This is a genomic window from Pseudolysinimonas sp. (assembly GCF_051954455.1).
Taxonomy (GTDB): Bacteria; Actinomycetota; Actinomycetes; order Actinomycetales; family Microbacteriaceae; genus Pseudolysinimonas.
Map to the genome: position 1 here is coordinate 30476 of NZ_JBQCHS010000020.1, position 17121 is coordinate 47596.

The 17121-nt window shown below is 72.8% G+C and carries 14 protein-coding genes and 1 tRNA gene; 3 read left to right on the plus strand and 12 right to left on the minus strand.

Translation table 11 applies throughout. From position 1 onward, the window contains the following. Nucleotides 1–17: 17 nt before the first annotated feature. The 8 genes from ACTHM3_RS09330 to ACTHM3_RS09365 form a co-directional block, all read right to left on the minus strand. Nucleotides 18–2507, minus strand: a complete 2490-nt coding sequence (locus tag ACTHM3_RS09330; protein WP_440405816.1) for a DEAD/DEAH box helicase — start codon at nt 2505–2507, stop codon at nt 18–20. A gap of 10 nt (nt 2508–2517) precedes the next feature. Next, on the minus strand, nt 2518–3306 hold the full coding sequence (gene tatC / locus ACTHM3_RS09335; protein ID WP_440405817.1) for a twin-arginine translocase subunit TatC: 789 nt from the start codon (nt 3304–3306) through the stop codon (nt 2518–2520). 4 nt (nt 3307–3310) lie between these two features. Beyond that, nucleotides 3311–3565 carry a twin-arginine translocase TatA/TatE family subunit gene (gene tatA / locus ACTHM3_RS09340; protein WP_440405818.1) on the minus strand — a complete coding sequence of 85 codons (255 nt, stop codon included), beginning with the start codon at nt 3563–3565 and terminating at the stop codon, nt 3311–3313. Nucleotides 3566–3644: 79 nt separating this feature from the next. Beyond that, a complete protein-coding gene (locus ACTHM3_RS09345; RefSeq protein WP_440405819.1) occupies nt 3645–4634 on the minus strand; it encodes a helix-turn-helix transcriptional regulator in 990 nt (329 codons plus the stop codon). Then, nucleotides 4627–5637 carry a helix-turn-helix transcriptional regulator gene (locus ACTHM3_RS09350; protein WP_440405820.1) on the minus strand — a complete coding sequence of 337 codons (1011 nt, stop codon included), beginning with the start codon at nt 5635–5637 and terminating at the stop codon, nt 4627–4629. Before ACTHM3_RS09350 ends, ACTHM3_RS09345 begins: the two co-directional genes overlap by 8 nt. A 41-nt stretch (nt 5638–5678) precedes the next feature. After that, entirely contained in the window at nt 5679–6686 is a 1008-nt protein-coding gene (locus ACTHM3_RS09355; protein WP_440405821.1) for an FKBP-type peptidyl-prolyl cis-trans isomerase, read from the minus strand. A 50-nt stretch (nt 6687–6736) separates the two neighbouring features. Further along, nucleotides 6737–7762, minus strand: a complete 1026-nt coding sequence (locus ACTHM3_RS09360) for a tRNA (adenine-N1)-methyltransferase (RefSeq protein WP_440405822.1) — start codon at nt 7760–7762, stop codon at nt 6737–6739. Continuing rightward, nucleotides 7759–8430 (minus strand): HAD family hydrolase, encoded by a 672-nt coding sequence (locus ACTHM3_RS09365; RefSeq protein ID WP_440405823.1) that lies wholly within the window; start codon nt 8428–8430, stop codon nt 7759–7761. Before ACTHM3_RS09365 ends, ACTHM3_RS09360 begins: the two co-directional genes overlap by 4 nt. A 53-nt stretch (nt 8431–8483) precedes the next feature. Between ACTHM3_RS09365 and ACTHM3_RS09370 the strand changes: the two genes are divergently transcribed. Next, on the plus strand, nt 8484–9353 hold the full coding sequence (locus ACTHM3_RS09370; RefSeq protein WP_440405824.1) for a PAC2 family protein: 870 nt from the start codon (nt 8484–8486) through the stop codon (nt 9351–9353). Between the two features lie 10 nt (nt 9354–9363). Here ACTHM3_RS09370 and ACTHM3_RS09375 read toward each other — a convergent pair whose 3' ends face one another. From ACTHM3_RS09375 to ACTHM3_RS09385, 3 genes are read right to left on the minus strand one after another with little or no spacing between them, the layout of a single operon-like run. Then, complete coding sequence (locus ACTHM3_RS09375) at nt 9364–9927, minus strand: hypothetical protein (protein WP_440405825.1); 564 nt, start codon at nt 9925–9927, stop codon at nt 9364–9366. Further along, a complete protein-coding gene (locus tag ACTHM3_RS09380) occupies nt 9924–10760 on the minus strand; it encodes an undecaprenyl-diphosphate phosphatase (protein ID WP_440405826.1) in 837 nt (278 codons plus the stop codon). Before ACTHM3_RS09380 ends, ACTHM3_RS09375 begins: the two co-directional genes overlap by 4 nt. A 38-nt stretch (nt 10761–10798) precedes the next feature. After that, nucleotides 10799–12100 carry a M20/M25/M40 family metallo-hydrolase gene (locus ACTHM3_RS09385; RefSeq protein WP_440405827.1) on the minus strand — a complete coding sequence of 434 codons (1302 nt, stop codon included), beginning with the start codon at nt 12098–12100 and terminating at the stop codon, nt 10799–10801. Nucleotides 12101–12157: 57 nt separating this feature from the next. Here ACTHM3_RS09385 and ACTHM3_RS09390 point away from each other — a divergent pair. Then, nucleotides 12158–12242 (plus strand) — tRNA-Leu (locus tag ACTHM3_RS09390). Between the two features lie 163 nt (nt 12243–12405). On the opposite strand, the gene ACTHM3_RS09395 is transcribed toward ACTHM3_RS09390, so the two are convergent. Next, nucleotides 12406–13290, minus strand: coding sequence for an LLM class F420-dependent oxidoreductase (locus ACTHM3_RS09395; protein WP_440405828.1), 885 nt, complete (start codon nt 13288–13290; stop codon nt 12406–12408). Nucleotides 13291–13409: 119 nt separating this feature from the next. Between ACTHM3_RS09395 and ACTHM3_RS09400 the strand changes: the two genes are divergently transcribed. Then, nucleotides 13410–17117: an SCO7613 C-terminal domain-containing membrane protein gene (locus ACTHM3_RS09400; RefSeq protein ID WP_440405829.1), complete on the plus strand. Its 3708-nt coding sequence runs from the start codon at nt 13410–13412 to the stop codon at nt 17115–17117. The last annotated feature ends 4 nt before the right edge of the window (nt 17118–17121 follow it).

Genomic DNA, 17121 nt, shown 5'->3' on the forward strand with positions numbered 1-17121 from the left:
CACTATAGGCGGGCAATTTATGCGACCGCGCTGTACGCGACGATGCCCCGCCGGATGTCGTCGATCGCGTCGCGCGCGGTGCGGCCGAGCGGTCCGTCGGCCACGATGGAGAGCTGGTCGAGCAGGTCGATCGCCTGCTTCATCCAGCGCACGAAGTCGCCCGCGGCCATGTCGGCCTCGCGGAGCACGGTGTCGAGCTGGGCGCCCTGTGCCCAGCGATAGGTGGCCTGGGCGATCCCCGTCGACGGCTCGGAGCTGTCCGGGAGCCGGTGCTCCTCCTCGAGCGCGCTCAACCGCTCCCAGATCGCCTCGGTCGCCTCGTAGGCGGCCCGGAACGGACCGCGGGGCAGCCCGCGCTCCCCCACCTCCTCGCGCTCGCGGCGTGGCTCGAACACGAGGCAGCTGGCGAGCGCGGCGAGGCCCGCAGCGTCGAGCCCATCCCACACCCCGGCACGCAGGCACTCCGCGACGAGCAGGTCGCGCTCGCCGTAGATGCGCCGGAGCGCCCGGCCGGGACCGGCGACGCCGAGGCGCCCGTGCTCGTCCCGCTCGAGGTAGCCGAGCTCCATGAGCACCTCGGTGACCCGGTCGAAGACCTGGGCGACGGCGCCCGTGCGCCCGCGGATCTGGCCCGCGAGCTGGTCGTGCTCGCGCTTCAGACGCCACCAGCGCTCGGCCCAGCGGGCGTGCGCCTCGCGGTCGTTGCAGGCGTGGCAGGGGTGCTGCTTCATCCGACGGCGGAGCTCGCCGATCATCCGCTGCCGCCTTTCGCGCTCGGAGCGCGACTCGTTGCCGGGATCGCCGCGGCGCCCCTCGGCGCGTGCGTTCTTGCGCTCGAGGTCCGAGAGCTCCCGCCGGAGGGTCGCGTACTCGGCGAAGTCGCCCAGGTGGCACTGCATGGCCTCCGCGTACGCGCCGAGCGACTTCTCCTGCTCACGCAGGCGGCGCGCGAGGTCCACGACCGCGCGGTCGGCCTGGAACTGCGCGAACGAGCTCTCCAGGATCTCGCGGGTGCGCTCCCGCCCGAACTGCTCGATGAGGTTGACCGCCATGTTGTAGGTCGGGCGGAAGCTCGACACGAGCGGGTAGCTGCGGCGGCTGGCGAGCGACGCGACGGCGGCCGGGTCGAGCCCGCCGACCCACTGGATGACAGCGTGCCCCTCGACGTCGATCCCGCGCCGGCCCGCGCGCCCGGTGAGCTGGGTGTACTCCCCCGGCGTGATCGGCACGCGCGCCTCGCCGTTGAACTTCTCCAGCTTCTCGAGCACGACGGTGCGTGCCGGCATGTTGACGCCGAGGGCGAGGGTCTCGGTGGCGAACACGACCTTCAGGAGCTTGCGCTGGAAGAGCTCCTCGATGACCTCCTTGAACGCGGGCAGCAGGCCGGCGTGGTGCGCCGCGATGCCGCGCTCCAGGCCCTCCAGCCAGTCCCAGTAGCCGAGGACGCCGAGGTCGGAGTCCGGGATCGCGCGGCAGCGCTCCTCGACGAGGTCGCGGATCTCGTCGCGCTCCCACTTCTCGGTGAGCCGGATGCCGGATCGCATGATCTGCTGCACGGCCGCGTCGCAGCCGGCCCGGCTGAAGACGAAGAAGATCGCCGGGAGCAGGTGGCGCGACTCGAGGAGCTTGACGACCTCCGGGCGATCCATGCGATCCCCGAGGCCGCCCTGCCACCCGCCGCGGCTGCCCTCGGAGCCGATGCCGCCGGCGCCCTTGCGGTGGTGACGTCCGGCGTGCGGTCCCCGGTAGGTCGATGCGCCACGCCCGCCGGCCTGCGCGAGCCGGGTCAGCTCCGGGTTCACCCGGTTCGCCGCGATCGCGCCGGAGTCGTCGAAGAGGTCGAGCAGCTTCGTGCGCAGGAGCACGTGCTGCTCGAGCGGCACGGGCCGATCCTCCGAGACGACGACGTCGGTGTCGCCGCGCACGGCCTGCAGCCAATCGCCGAACTCCTCCGCGTTGGAGACGGTGGCGCTCAGCGAGACGAGCCGCACCTCGCGCGGGAGGTGGATGATGACCTCCTCCCAGACCGCGCCGCGGAAGCGGTCGGCGAGGTAGTGCACCTCGTCCATGACCACGTACGCGAGGTCGCGGAGGAGCGCGGAGTCGGCGTAGAGCATGTTGCGCAGCACCTCGGTCGTCATGACGACGACGCGGGCCGAGCTGTTGACGTTGGTGTCGCCGGTGAGGAGGCCGACGTTCGCGGCCCCGTGCTCGGCGGCGAGCTCCGCGTACTTCTGGTTGCTGAGCGCCTTGATCGGGGTCGTGTAGAAGACCTTCGCGCGCGGGTCGACGAGGGCGAGATGCACCGCGAACTCCGCGACGATCGTCTTGCCCGCGCCGGTCGGGGCGGCGACGAGCACCCCGCGCCCCTCCTCGAGCGCCCGGCAGGCCTCGACCTGGAACGGGTCGAGGTCGAACTCCTGCCGCTGCCGGAACGCCTCCAGCTCGGGGGCCCGGCTCCGGGCCTTCGCGGCGGCGTACCGCTCAGCGGGCGAGAGGGTCGTCACTGACCCATTGTCACGCCGCGACGGTCTCCAGCGCTGCGGCGCGGCGGGCGACCTGCCGGTCGTGCAGCATCGTCACGCCGACGGACCCGAAGTAGAGCACCACCATCGGTGCCGCCAGGATGAGCATCGAGAAGACGTCGGCGGCCGGGGTGGCGATCGCGGTGAAGATGGTGATCGCCAGGATCGCCCAGCGCCAGCCCTTGAGGATCGCCCGGCCCGACAGCACGCCGACGAAGTTGAGCAGCGTCAGGAAGACGGGCAGTTCGAACGCGACGCCCACCACGAGCACCAGCTTCAGCACGAAGTCGAGGTAGTACTTGGCGTCGTAGAAGCTCGCCGAGCCCTGTGGCACGAAGCTCGCCATGAGCTCGACCATGTGCGGGAACACGAACCAGCCGGCCGCGCATCCGAGCAGGAACAGCGGGATCGCGCTGAAGACGAACCCGAAGACGTACTTCTTCTCGCGCTTGGTCAGCCCGGGGACCAGGAACGCGAAGATCTGATAGAGCCAGACCGGGCTCGAGATCACGATGCCGATCGTCAGCGCGATCTGCATGTGGATGTCGAACGCACCGGTGATGCTCGTGAAGTTGATGATCGCTTCGTGCTGCTTGCTGATCGCCCTGATCGGGCGGACCAGCTGCGGCCACACCGGGTCGTAGAGGAACCAGCCGGCGATGGCACCGAGGATCACCGAGAGAGCGGCCCTCGAGAGCCGCTTGCGCAGCTCGACGAGGTGGGCCCCGAGGGTCATGCGGCCTTCGGGGTCCTTCGTCCGCTGCCGCGTGCGTGCGGCCACGTCGCTACTTGGACGCGGTGGAGGGCGAGCTCGCGTCGGGCTTGACGGTCGCGTCGGCCTTGACGCCCTCGTCCGTGCCCGCCTCGACCGACTCGGCCTTGCCGCTGTCGTCGGTCTTGATCTCGTTCTTGAAGATCTTCATCGACTGGCCCACGCTCTTGGCCAGGGCCGGGAGTCGGGTCGCGCCGAACACGAGAAGGATGACCGCGACGATCAGAATCAGGTGCGGCCACCCGAATGCGTTGCCGAAAATGCCCATGGTGAGCCTCTCTGTCTTCTGCGCTGAAGTGTCAGTGTAAGCCAGCGTAACCCGGATCTCCGGTGCGGAGATCACGAAATTATCGCGAAGCCTCGCGATAGCGGTCCGCGCCGGCGCGGGCCCAGGCGACGATCGCCTCGCGGGCGGAGTCGGGCCCGACCACCGTCATGACCCCGGACATGCGCGTGGCCAGGCGTTTCAGTCCGTGGTAATGCGAGACGCGAAGCGTCGTGCGGACCCGATCGCCCTCCTGTTCGGTCGTCGCGCCGTCCGGGATGAAGTCGGCGATGAGCGGCATGGCCGAGGGCTCGATGTCGATCGTGACCTCGAGATCCTGCGGCGAGGGCTCGAACAGACGGTCCGGCAGCCGCACCTCCGAGGCGCGGTGCTCGATCGGGAGGTCCGTGATCCGCGTCTCCGAGATCCGGTCGAGACGGAAGGTGCGCACGGCGCCGCGCAGGTGGCACCATCCGCGCAGGTACCAGTCGTCGTCGAAGGACTCGACGCGGAGCGGGTCGACGTTGCGCCGCTCCTTCTCCCCCGACGCGTTGAGGTACACGAGGTCGAGCTGCACTCCGCGCTCCACCGCCTCACGGATGAGCGCGAGCGCGGAGGCGATGGCCGGGTCGGCGGAGGCGCCGACCGCCGCGGGGGCGGCCGAGGCACCCGCGCTGAGCTTGCCCGTGAGCCCGGCGAGCGTCGCGCTCCCCGCGTTCTCGGGCAGCGAGGCGAGGTATTGGAGGCCGGCGATGAGCGCGGCCGCCTCGCGCGCCGAGAAGCGCGGCGCGTCGTCGATCGCGACGAGGTGCGTGAGCTGGATCTCGTCGCGCTCCTCGAACGCGTCCCAGTCGATGTCGAACAGGTCCTCGTGCTGGTAGGAGTCGGTCTCGCCGGGCACGCCGCTCACCGCGATGAGGCGGACGGCCTCGCGGATCTGCTCCGGCGTCATCCCGAAGTGCTCGGCGGCCTCGGTCACGGTGGCGCCGTCGTGATCCATGAGCCACGGGACGAGCGACAGCAGGAAGGCGAGCTTGTCGCGCGCCTGCAGGGACGGGACGCGGTCAGCCACGGGCGGCCTCCTCGAGTCGCTCGAGCACGGCGGCGCGCAGCTCCGGCGGGTCGATGACCAGCACCTCGGGTCCGAAGCCGGCCAGGTCGTCGGCGAGGATCGCCATGTCCACGAAGTGGAGGCGCAGGCGCTCGCCGCCGTCGGTCGTCGGCCCCAGCCGTTCCGAATCGCGGCGGTTGCCGAGCCGGGTCGCGGCATCGGTGTCGCGCTCGACCTCGACCTCCGCGACGCCGCGCCGCCAGACCTCCTCGAGCCCCGCGATCGCGGCTGCCGCGTGGTCGCCGGGGCGCTCGGGGGCGGGCCGGCCGGTCGTGACCCGGCCGACGATCCGACGCAGCAAGAACATCTTGCGCGCGCCCTCCGTCCGTCCCCCGTCGACGTACTCCTCGGCGGAGAGGTGCCAGCGGCCCTGGTACTGCACGAGGGCGAGCGGGATGACCTCGCGCTCCCGCGCCGTCTGCTCGCCGGGCTTGAGGTACGGGAAGCGCACGACGAGATGCTTCTCGAGCGCCGCGTCGAGCGGCTCGAACGCCGCGTCGCGCAGGCGCACCCGTGGCGCATAGCCGATGGTGGGCTCGTCGGCGGCGACACCGAGCGAGCGCAGCTTGAGGAGCGCCCGCCGCGACTCCCCCGAGAGCGACCCCTCCCGCCACACCCGCGCCGCGAGGTCGAGCAGCGTCATCTCCTCGGGCGTGAACCGGATGTCGCTCGGCAGCTGATAGGCGCCGCGCGGGATCCGGTACCGGAGGGTCTGGTTGTTGCCCGCGTCGCCCGGCGAATCGACCGTCTCGAGCGGTACGCCGAGGTCGCGGATGTCGTCCTTGTCGCGCTCGAACTGGCGCTCGAGGTTGGCGTTGTCGCCGCCGGCGTCGTAGCGCTGCCGGTAGCCCTGCACGGTGGACAGGATCTCGTTCTTGGTGAGGCCGGCCTCCGTCGCGAGGAGCGCCAGGACCAGGCTGAAGAGACGCTCCTCCACCGGGACGCGGGACGCGGTGGGGGCCATGCTGACGATCCTACGGATCGCCGGCCCGCCCGACTCGCGCGCTACTTCTGGATGCCGACGATGTCGACGACGAAGATCAGCGTGTCGTTCGCGGTCACGCCCTGCGGAGCGCCGCTGGCCGGGAAGCCGTCCTTCGGCGGGAGCACGACGAGCACCTGCGAGCCGACCTTCTGCCCGATGAGCGCGGTGTTCAGCGCCTTCGGATAGGGGCTGGTGGCGAAGTCGAGCGAGATCGCGGTGCCGTTCGTCCAGGTGTCGAGACCCTGCTGGTCGAGAACCGTCGGCTTGTCGGCGCTCGACGCGGGCCAGGTCCAGGCGGTCATCATCACGACCGGGCGCGACGTCTTCGTGACGACGGCGCCGCCGCCGGCCTTGACGAGCTCGGTCCGCACGGTCGTCGGCTTGGTGAGCTCCTGGATCACGATGCCCGGCTGGCCGTCGACGGCGGTGATGACGTTCGGCATCCCGTCCTTCGGCAGCTGGTTCACGCCGTCGGCCTTGCCGAGGTAGACGGCGTTGACGTCGATCACGGCGACCGCGCTGCTGAGCCCGGTGAGGCCCGCATTGATCTTCGAGTTGGGCGAGGTCAGGGCGATGCGCGAACCGGCCTGCGCGCAGACGAGCGCGTCGGCGATCGACGACCGGGTGAGCGCGCCGGACTGTGGCGGGAGGCCCTTGCCCGCGACCGCGCGGAGGTACGTGCCGCCGTCGTACGCGGTGCCCGCGACGGATTTGCCGGTGCGGCCGTTGTAGACCGTCACGTCGAAGTCGACGATCGAGCCCTTCTGCGCGACCCGACCGGTGCCGGGCTTCAGGACCGTGACCTCGCTGGACTTCGCGACCACCGGCGTCGGGAACTTCACCTTCGGCGTGGCCCCGATGGACCCGCTCGCGGTGACCGCGTTCGACGCGTCCCCGCTGGCGTACTCCGGGGTGCAGCCGGCGGGCTGGTTGCCCGGACCGCGGCCCTGCGGGGCGCAGCCCGCGAGCGCGACGGCCACGAGGGCGGCCGCGGTGAGGGCGGACAGGAGCGCGGGGCGACGGCGCACGGATCCTTCTTCCAGCGTCGGTGGGGTGCTCGGAGGTGAGCGGGCCTACTCTACCGGCCGCCGTCCGGGGCTCCCTGCGCACCCGGTTCGGGCGCCGGCGTCGGCTCCGTGCCGAGGGCACCGGTCTGCTCGGCGAGGCGCTGCGCCTCCCGCGCGACCTTGCGGAGCCGCTTGTCGCTCTTGACGTGCTCGCCGAGCGCGCCCGGCGTCCAGGCCTCGACGTCGTCCTCGCCGTACTCGCTCTTCGACGCGCGCCGGGCGGGCGGCGGGAGGACCGCGCCGGGTGCGAGCCGGCGCGCGGTGAGGAGGAAGCCGGTGTGCCCGACCATGCGGTGGTCGGGCCGGACCGCAAGGCCCTCGACGTGCCAGCCGCGGACCAGCGTCTCCGTCGGATCCGGCTCCGTGTAGGAGCCCGTCGCCCGGATCGCCTCCGCGACCCGGGAGAGCTGCGTCACCGTCGCGACGTAGCAGATGAGCACCCCGCCCGGCGTGAGCGCGTCGGTCACGACGTCGAGGCACTCCCACGGGGCCAGCATGTCGAGGACGACGCGGTCGACCGACCCGGGCTCGACCGCCTCGGGCAGCCGCTCGGCGAGGTCCCCGAGCTCGACGCGCCAGTTCTCGGGGACCGCGCCCGTGAAGGCCGCCACGTTGCCGCGGGCGACATCGGCGAACTCCTCGCGGCGCTCGAACGAGACGAGCCGCCCCTCGGGGCCGATCGCCCGGAGCAGCCAGAGCGAGAGCGCGCCGGAGCCGACCCCCGCCTCCACGACGACGGCCCCCGGGAAGACGTCGGCCTGGGCCACGATCTGGGCTGCGTCCTTCGGATAGACGATCGCCGCGCCGCGGGGCATCGACATGACGAAGTCGGCGAGCAGCGGTCGGAGCGCGAGATACGCGTCGCCGTTGCTCGCGTGGACGACGGTCCCCTCGGGACGGCCGATGATCGCGTCGTGATCGAGCGCTCCGCGGTGGGTGTGGAACTGCCGGCCCGCCTCGAGCGTGATGGTGTGCAGCCGCGCCCGAGGGCCGGTCAGCTGGACCCGGTCCCCCGCGGCGAACGGACCCCGGCTCACGCGACGACCCGCGCGGCGTGGAGGGCGGCGAGATCGGCGACCGAGCGTCCGGCCAGCGTGTCCCACAGCGTGTAGGCGGGCGACGCGGGCAGGGGAACATGCGACGGGACGGCGACGGTGGTCGCGCCGGACGCGGCGGCCGCGGCGACGCCGACCTCGGAGTCCTCGACGGCGACGCAGTCGGCGATGTCGACGTCGAGCGCCGCCGCGGCGCGGAGGTACGCCTCCGGGTCGGGCTTCCCCCGCTCGACCTCGTCGCCGGCGATCACCACGTCGAAGGCGGCGCCGGTGGCCTCGCCGATCGCGAGGGCCATGCGTCGCCACGACATCGTGACCAGGGCGGTGGGGATGCCGGCCCCGCGGACGGCGGCCAGCAGCTCCTGCGCCCCCGGCCGCCACGGCACGGCGTCGCGCAGCTGCTCCATCACCCGGTCGGTCAGTGCTCCGATGATCTCGGCGACCTCGAGGTCGACGCCGCGCGACCTCAGCACGAGCGCCGACACCTCGAGCGCGTTGCCGACGAGGGTGAGGGCGTCGTCGTGGGTCCAGGTGCCGCCGAACGACTCGACGAGCTCCGTCTCGGCGCGCATCCAGTACGGCTCGGAGTCGACGAGGGTGCCGTCCATGTCGAACAGGACGGCGGCCGGGAGCGGGGGCTGCGAGGTCACCCGGAGAGTCTGTCATCCCGGAACGAAGCGCCTCGCGCGCCTACAGTGGAGTGATGGTCGACGCAAGCGCATTCGGGAGCGGATCGACCCTCGTCGTCGCCTTCGAGGGCTGGAACGACGCGGGCGAGGCGGCCTCCAACGCGGTCCGGGCGCTGCGCGACCAGCTCGAGCTCGTGCCGATCGCCGACCTCGAGCCCGAGGACTACTTCGACTACCAGTTCAACCGGCCCACCTCCTCGATCGACGAGGACGGCAACCGGGTTCTCGAATGGCCGGGCGTCACGCTGTACGGCCCCGCGGACGGCGGCCCCGGCATCCACGTGCTGCTCGGCACCGAGCCGTCGCGCGGCTGGAAGACCTTCGCCTCCGAGCTCGTCGACGCGTTCGTCGCGGCCGACATCACGGGCATCGTCTTCCTCGGCGCGATGCTCGCCGACGTGCCGCACACCCGGCCCATTTCGGTGTTCGCCTCGAGCGAGTCGCCGGAGCTCCGCGACCGCTTCGAGCTCGAGAAGTCGACCTACGAGGGGCCGGTGGGGATCCTGTCGGTCCTCGGCGATGCGGCCGAGCGGGTCGGCATCCCGTCGCTCTCCATCTGGGCGTCGGTGCCGCACTACGTGCACAACGCGCCCTCTCCCAAGGCCACCCTCGCGCTCATCGAGCGCCTCGAGGAGTTCGTCGAGGTCGAGGTGGAGCGCGGCTCCCTCGAGGAGGACTCCGCCGCCTGGGTCGAGGGCATCAACGCCCTCGCGAGCGACGACGACGACATGGCCGCGTACATCTCGCAGCTCGAGCAGGCCCGCGACACCGTCGACGCCCCGGAGGCGAGCGGCGAGGCGATCGCGGAGGAGTTCGAGCGCTACCTGCGCCGCCGCGACGGGCGTGCGGGTGACGGCACCTCCGGGGGCCCGGGCCGCCGCTGACGGCGCGCGGTCAGTGCACCGCGATGTCGATGACGATGATCACGAGCCCCAGCACCGCTGTGATGACGCCGCCGAGGATCCGCATCGGGATCGCGCGCCCGCGTTCCGAGAGCGCCTGGTAGCCGAGCACGCCGAGCACCACGATGTTGACGACGAGCGCCCAGTCGGACGCATCCGGCACCACGCCGACGATCCCGAGCAGGAGCACGAGCGTCGCCGGGATCGCGCTCCAGAGCATGCCGTTGGAGTGCGCGATCGCGCGCCGGAACGCGACCCCGAGCCGCACGCTCTCCCCCTCGCGCACGCCGTGCCCGGCGATGGTGCGGGCGTAGACGTGGGCGATCCAGAACACCACGAGGGTGACGACCGAGACGAGGAGCGTCTGCACGAGATCGACGCGCTCGCCGACGGTGACCTGCACGTGGACGGCCGGCTGGTCGCCGGGGATGCCGTCACCGGAGTGATCGGCGTCGGAACTCACCGCGATGAGCGCCGCGAACAGGATCGTGCCGTAGACCGCGTCGGCCGTGACCACGCGGTCCCGGATCGCCGAGAGCCGACTCCGCCAGGTCATGCCGGGCTCAGCACGCCGGTGAGCAGCAGCACGATGATCGCGACGCCGAGCAGCACCCGGTAGACGACGAACGGGATGAACGACCCCTTCGAGATGTAGCGCATGAGGAACGCGATCACCCCGAAGCCGACGACACCCGCGACGACCGTCGCGACGCCCGTCTGCGCCCAGTCGAAGACCATCGGGCTGCGGTGCTTCAGGCTGTCGTACAGCTCGTAGACGCCGCTGCCGAACACGGCCGGGATCGCGAGGAGGAACGAGTAGCGCGCCGCGGCCGGCCGCTCGTAGCCGATGGCGCGGCCCAGGGCGATGGTCGCGCCCGAGCGCGAGACGCCGGGGACCAGGGCGAGCGACTGCGCGAGGCCGAAGAACACGGCGTGCGGCACCGTCATGTCGCGGAGGCGTCGGGTGCGGCGTCCGAGCACGTCGGCGATTCCGAGCACGATGCCGAACACGATGAGCGTGCCGGCGACGATCCAGAGCGACCGGAAGGTCGTCTCGATCTGGTTCTTGAAGAGCAGCCCGAGCACCACGATCGGGACCGAGCCCAGAATGATGAACCAGCCGAGCTTCGCGTTCGGGTCGTTGCGCGGGATCCGGCCGAACAGGGCCTTCACCCACGACGACACGATGTGCGCGATGTCGGGCAGGAAGTAGATGAGGACCGCGGTCTCGGTGCCGAGCTGCAGGATCGCGGTGAACGCCGCTCCCGGGTCCTCCCCGGTGCCGAACAGGGTCGACACGATGCGGATGTGCGCGCTCGACGAGATCGGCAGGAACTCGGTCAGCCCCTGGACCACGCCGAGGACGATCGCTTCCAGCCAGCTGCCCACGAGGGACGATCCTGCCAGACGGCGTGCGCCGGTCGGGGCTAGCAGTCCCGCAGGAAGTCCCCGAGCACCGCGCGACCGAACGCGAGCGCCGACAGCGGCACGCGCTCGTCGACCCCGTGGAACATGGCCGGGAAGTCGAGATCCGGCGTCAGGCGCAGCGGCGCGAAGCCGTAGCCGGTGATCCCGAGCTCCGACATCGACTTGTTGTCGGTGCCGCCGCTCATCAGGTACGGCAGCACGGGTGCACCGGGGTCGTGCCGCTGCAGGGCGCGGGTCATGCTCCCGACCAGGTCGCTCTCGAACGGGAACTCGAGCCCGGGGTCGCGGTGCAGCACCTCGACCTCGATGTCCGGCCCGACGAGCTCCCGCACCCGGGCGAGCACCTCGTCCTCCATCCCCGCGAACGGCCGGAGGTCGACGAGGGCGCTCGCCGTGTCGGGGATGACGTTGTGCTTGTAGCCCGCCTCCAGCACCGTCGGGTTGCCGGTCACGCGCAGGGTGCCGAGGAGGAATCCGGCGGCCGTGCCGGTCGCGCGGACGACCGCGTCGGGGTCGGCGTCCTCGGGCAGGTCGAGGAGACGTCGGAGCTCGGCGACGAGCCGCGTCGTGGTGTCGGTGAGGTGCAGCGGCCACTCCTCCTCGCCGAGCGCCACCACCGCGCGGGCGAGCTTGGTGACCGCGTTGTCGAGGATCACCCGCGACCCGTGCGCCGCTGTCCCGCGGGCGGTCAGCTTCGCCCAGACGAGCGCCTTCTCCCCCGTCTGCAGCAGGTAGGCGCGGGTGCCCCCGACCTCCACCGAGTACCCGCCGACCTCGCTGATCGCCTCGGTCGCGCCCGCGAACCACTCGGGGTGCTGCCGCACGACCTCGTGCGCCCCGAAGACGCCGCCGTTCTCCTCGTCGCTGAAGAACGCGACGATCAGGTCGCGCGCCGGCTGCTCCCCCGCCGCGTGGAGGTCGCCGAGCGCGGTCAGGATCATGGCATCCATGTCCTTCATGTCGACGGCGCCGCGGCCCCACAGCAGACCGTCGCGGACCTCGCCGCCGAACGGGTCGACGCTCCAGTTGGCGGGGTCGGCCGGCACGACGTCGAGGTGACCGTGCACGACGAGCGCCGGCCGCGACGGATCGCGCCCGGGGACCCGCGCGACGACGTTCGTGCGGCGCTCGGCGGCATCCCACAGGGTCGGCTCGAGACCGATCCGCCGGAGCTCGGCGGCCACGTACTCGGCGGCCTCCGTCTCACCGCGCGCCGTGCCGCCGCCCCAGTTGGTGGTGTCGATGCGGATGAGGTCGCGGGCGATGCGGGCGGTGTCCTCGAGCTCCTCGACCATGGTCATCACGCTATCCGGCGGTCTGCTAATCTCGACACTCGGCCGTCCACAAGGCGGCCACTCGCGCGGGTGGCGGAAATGGCAGACGCGCTAGCTTGAGGTGCTAGTGCCCGTATAGGGCGTGGGGGTTCAAGTCCCCCCTCGCGCACGCGAGATCGACGGCCCCGGAGTCCTGTGCTCCGGGGCCGTCGTCGTGTCGGCGCGACTCCGCCTCGGCCGCCCCTTCCCGTTCGCGGTTGTGGCCGGAAACGCGCAGTCGCCGGTCGTGACGACGCCGCCTTTCCGGCCACAGATGCGACAAGCCGCGGGGGCTACGGCTTCGCGGGTTCGATCGCCGTGAGGCGCTCCGCGACGGTGTCGCCGAACTGCCGCACCCAACCGGCCGGGTCGGGGGTGACGGCGCGGAAGTGCACGTGCTCGATCCCGAGCGCGGCGAGCCTCTCGGCATCCCGCAGGAAGGCGTCGGGGTCGGCCACCGGATCGGTCGCACCGCCCTGGGTCGTCTTCTCGATCGCGTCGTAGTCGGTGCCGACGCGGTCGCAGTGCTCGCGCAGCACCTGCAGCTTGTGCTCGACCTCGTCGACCGCGGCGATGAGGTTGCAGCCCTGCGCGTACTGGGCGACCATCCGCAGGGTCTTCCGCTCCCCGGCTCCCCCGATCACGATCGGCGGGTGCGGGGTCTGGATCGGGGCCGGGCGGTTGATGGTCTCCGCGAGCCGGTAATGGGTGCCCTCGTACGGGCCGTCGTCGTCGCTCCACATCTGCAGGGCGATCCGGACGGCCTCCTCGAGCATCTCGAAACGCACCTTGAGCTCCGGGAACGGGACGCCGAGCGCGAGGTGCTCCCGCTCGTACCAGGCGGCGCCGATGCCGAGGAAGGCGCGCCCCTCGCTCAGCACGTCGAGCGTCGTGGCGATCTTGGCGAGGAGCCCGGGGTGGCGGTAGGTGACGCCGGTGACGACGGTGCCGAGCTTGATGCGGCTCGTGACGCCCGCGACGAACCCGAGGGTCGTGTAGCCCTCGAGCATCGGGTCGAGGGCGGTGCGGAACCGCTCCATCTGGAAGTAGTGGTCCATCACCGTGAACCAGGAGCCGCCGACCTCCTCCGCGGCGACGGCGGTGTCGCGGAGGACGGGGGCGATCGCCTGCGGCTCGCCGGGGATGTTGAAGTCCATGAAGTGGAATCCGAAGCGCATGGGATCACCGTACGCCTCTTCCGGAGGCAGCCTCCGTTCACATCGCACTCCGTTTCGCCGTTGTTCACACATCGGGAGGATCTCCCAGCTTCCGCGGCCGCGACGGATACGCTCCGGCCATGCCCGCCGGATGGAGCTCACGAGCCGCCGACTTCGTCGCCAGTACGACGGTCTGCCCCCGCTGCGACACCGCGCTCGGCCCGGGGCCGCTCTGCCCGCGGTGCGGCGCACGGCTCGACGGGCCGGAGGCGGTCGCGGTGCGCGAGGCGTCGATCCGCGCCGCGACCGCGCTGCGCGAGCGGCAGCGGCTCATCGACCTGCTGCCGACGGGGGCGCCGGTTCCGCGCGCGGCGTCGCCGAGCGGCACGCCCGTCGCCGCAGCCACGCCCGCGTCCGGAGCGACGGCGCCCGCGCGTCCGCGGTCGCAGGTGAGCGTCTCGTCGGTGCTCGCGGTCGTGGGTGCCGCGCTCGTCGCCATCGCGGCCATCGTCTTCACCTTCGTGAATCCCGATGTCGATCAGACCGCGCGGTCCGTCGTGATCGGCGTGCTGACCGTCGTGTTCCTCGGAGTCGCGTGGCTGCTGCAGCACCGCGGCCTGCGTCTCTCGGCGGAGGCGGTGGGCGCCCTCGGGATGGTGCTCGTCGTCCTCGACGTCTGGGCCGCGGTCCAGCGGACCCCGCTCGACCTGAGCGGCTGGGTGCCGGCAGCGGTGGGAACCCTGCTCGCCTCCGCCGTCATGCTCGCGGCGGCGGTGCGCGTCCGGCTCCGGGTCTGGCTCTGGAGCGGACTGGCGGGCGCGGTGGTCGTGCCCGCGATGTTCGGCTACGCGGTCGCGCCCGTCACGCCGTGGGCGTTTCATGCCGGGCACGTCGGCGTGGTCGTCGCGGCCTGGGGCGCGCACCTCCTGCTCCGGCGCCTCGAGGCGCGGTTCGCGTCGCCGCTCCGGGCCGATCACCTCACCGCAACCGTGCTCGCGCTCCTCGCCGCCGCTGAGACGACGGTCACGCTCCCGCTCATCCCCGCGCCGGATGCCTTCCTCATCCTGGCCGGCCGAACCGACGGGACCCTGGTCCGGCTCGCGCTGACCGGCGCCGCGCTGGTGGCGCTCGCGGCCGCCGCCGTCCTGCACGCGCGGGTGCGGTTCGCGACGCCGTGGAGCGTCCTGGCCGGGGTGTGGGCCGCACTCGCCGTGGCGCAGGTCGCCCTCGTGCCGCTCCCGGCGGGTGCGGATCCGACGGTTCGGCCGATCGCCTTCCTGGCCCTCGCCGGGGCCGTCGTCGTGCTCCTGCTCGTCGCGACGCCGACGCCGCGCGGCGTGAGCCGCCCGGTGCTCCTGATCGGCGGCCTGACGACGGCGGGTGTGCTCGTCATGCCGGCCGTCCTGACCGGCATCGCGCAGCTCGCGAGCACGGGTCTCGCGCTGCCGCCGGTGCCGGCGCTCGCCTCCGTCGGCGGACTGGTCGGTGCGGCGCTCGCCGCGGCCGGGGCGGGATCGATCGCCGGCCGTCGCGGCGGCGGCACGACGCCTCGCCGCGCGGGACGGGTGACCGGGCTGTGGCTCGCCGTGCTCGCCCTCGTCGGACTGGCCCTGTGGCCGGGATGGTCGCGCACGACCGTCGCGGTGGTCGCCGTGGTCGTGGCCGCCGCCCTCGGACTGGCGGTGCGGCTCCTGCCCGCCCTCCGGTCGGCCGCGGCCGCGATCCGGCTGCCGCTCGTCCTGGGCGGTCACCTGCTCGTCGTGCTGGCGGTCGCCGTGTCGTGGCAGCGCGATCCGTTCACCGTGCCGGTCGGTGCCGCGGCGGTGGCGGCGCTCGTCCCGCTGTCGCTCGTCGTGCCCGCGGCCGTCCGGCCGTTCTCGCTCGGGGCGGGCTACGGCTACGCGCTCATCGTGCTGGCGACGGGGCTCGCCCGGGCCGGTGTGGAGCCGATCCCGGTGATCGCCCTCACCGCCTCCGCCGCGGCGCTGGGCGGCATCGCGGCGACCCTCGTCACCCGGCTGCGGGCTCCCCTCTGGTACGCCGCGCTCGCCGTCACCGCCCTGCCGTTCCTGATCGGGGTCGCATCGGTGCTCGTCGAGCGCAGCGGTTGGACCGCGCTCTCGACGGGCCTGATCCTCCTGCTCGCTCTGACGCTGCTCGTCACCCGACGCGCCGGGCTCACGCTCGTCGTCCGCACGCTCGCCGCGGCTCTGCTCGTGCCAGCCCTCGCGGTCGTGGTCGTCTGCCTCGGCGCGCAGCTGCTCGTCACGAGCGGCGCGCCCGTCACGCTGCCGATCATCGCGGTGATCGTGGCGGGAGCGCTGAGCGCCGGCGGTGCCATCGGCACGGGACTCGTCCGGCGGGGGCTCCCCGACCGCGAGGCCACCGCGGCGCGGCTGGCGATCGAGGGATCGGCGCTCCTCACGGGCGCGATCGCCGTGCTGTTGGCGCTGGTCCGCGCCGCAGCCGGGCTTCCGACGACGCTCGTGGTGCTCCTCATCCTCGGCGCGGGCGCTGCGGCGGCGGCCGTGTTCGCCGGGCGACGCGCCGGGTGGTGGGTCGCCGGCGTCTGCTGGAGCGGCGCGCTCTGGTGCGCGTTGCGGCTCTCGGACGTGCAGGTGGTCGAGCCGTACGTCCTGCCGCCCGCCCTCGCGATCGCCGTCGTCGGCGTCGTGCTGTCGGCGCGCGGCGGTGCCGGGCTCCCCCTCGTGGTCACCGGACTCGTCGGCGCGGCGCTCCCCTCGCTCGTGCTGCTCGCCGTCACGGGGACCGGCGTCGCCGACCCCGCGACGGGCATCCCGTGGCGCACCGTCGGCCTCCTGCTCGGGGCGCTCGTGCTGCTCGCCCTGTCGTGGGCGGCCGCCGGACGCATCGATCGCGTCGGCGGCCTCGCCCGGCTGCACCGGCCGGTCCTGCTGGTCTCGATCGGCGCCGCCGCCGCGGGGCCGATCCAGGCGCTGCGCTGGGGGGCGGGCGCCGATCCCCTCGGCCTCGTCTCGAGCGCGCTCGTGCTGCCGTGCCTGGGCATCGCGCTCGTCGCGGCACTGATCGCCGCCGGAGCCGGGCGGCGACTCGTCGCGAGCGGTGGGGCGAGCTTCGCGCTCGGCGCTCCCCTGTCGCGCTGGGTGCTCGTGCCCGCGCTCGCCTTCCTCGCGATCGGCCCGGACGCGGCGATCCGGGATGCCTGGACGCCCATCTGGACCTTCGTCGGCCTCCTCGTCGTGCTGCTCGCCGGGGTGGTGCTCATCGCGGACCGCGCGCGCCGGGGGCCGACCCTCCTCCCGCCGGTCTGGGTCGCCTGGCTCGCCGCGTGGATCGTGGCCGTGGTCGGCTGGAGCGCGCGCGAGCTGCGCGTGGAGGTCTACGGGATTCCGCTCGGCGTCGCCCTGCTCGTCGCGGGCGTCATCGCCATGCGGTCGGTCGCCGCGGACGGACGCTCGGAGGCCCGCCCGGATGTCCGCCCCGGTCCGACGTCGTGGCCGATCGGCTTCACCGGTTCGTGGGCGCTTCTCGCTCCGGGAATCGTCGTCGTGCTGCTGCCCTCCGTGCTCTCGACCGGCACGGACCCGCAGACGTGGCGCGCGATCCTCGTCATCGCGCTCGCGCTCATCGCGATCCTCGTGGGCTCGTTGTTCAAGCTCGGCGCGCCCTTCGTGCTCGGCATCGCGGTGCTGCCGATCGAGAACGTCCTGGTCTTCGCCGTGCAGCTGGGCCGCGGCATCGCCGCGACGCCGTGGTGGATCACCCTCGCCAGCGCGGGCGCCGTGCTGCTCGTCATCGCGGTCACCTGGGAGCGGCGCACCGGCCGCGATCGCGGTGTCACGGCCCGGCTCCGCGACCTGCGCTGACGCC

What these genes read in the sequence shown, in the direction of transcription:
- ACTHM3_RS09370 (WP_440405824.1), top strand. Translation starts at nt 8,484, where the DNA reads ATGGTCGACGCAAGCGCATTCGGGAGCGGATCGACCCTCGTCGTCGCC.
- ACTHM3_RS09375 (WP_440405825.1), bottom strand. Translation starts at nt 9,927, where the DNA reads ATGACCTGGCGGAGTCGGCTCTCGGCGATCCGGGACCGCGTGGTCACG.
- ACTHM3_RS09400 (WP_440405829.1), top strand. Translation starts at nt 13,410, where the DNA reads ATGCCCGCCGGATGGAGCTCACGAGCCGCCGACTTCGTCGCCAGTACG.
- ACTHM3_RS09385 (WP_440405827.1), bottom strand. Translation starts at nt 12,100, where the DNA reads ATGACCATGGTCGAGGAGCTCGAGGACACCGCCCGCATCGCCCGCGAC.
- tatA (WP_440405818.1), bottom strand. Translation starts at nt 3,565, where the DNA reads ATGGGCATTTTCGGCAACGCATTCGGGTGGCCGCACCTGATTCTGATC.
- ACTHM3_RS09395 (WP_440405828.1), bottom strand. Translation starts at nt 13,290, where the DNA reads ATGCGCTTCGGATTCCACTTCATGGACTTCAACATCCCCGGCGAGCCG.
- ACTHM3_RS09350 (WP_440405820.1), bottom strand. Translation starts at nt 5,637, where the DNA reads ATGGCCCCCACCGCGTCCCGCGTCCCGGTGGAGGAGCGTCTCTTCAGC.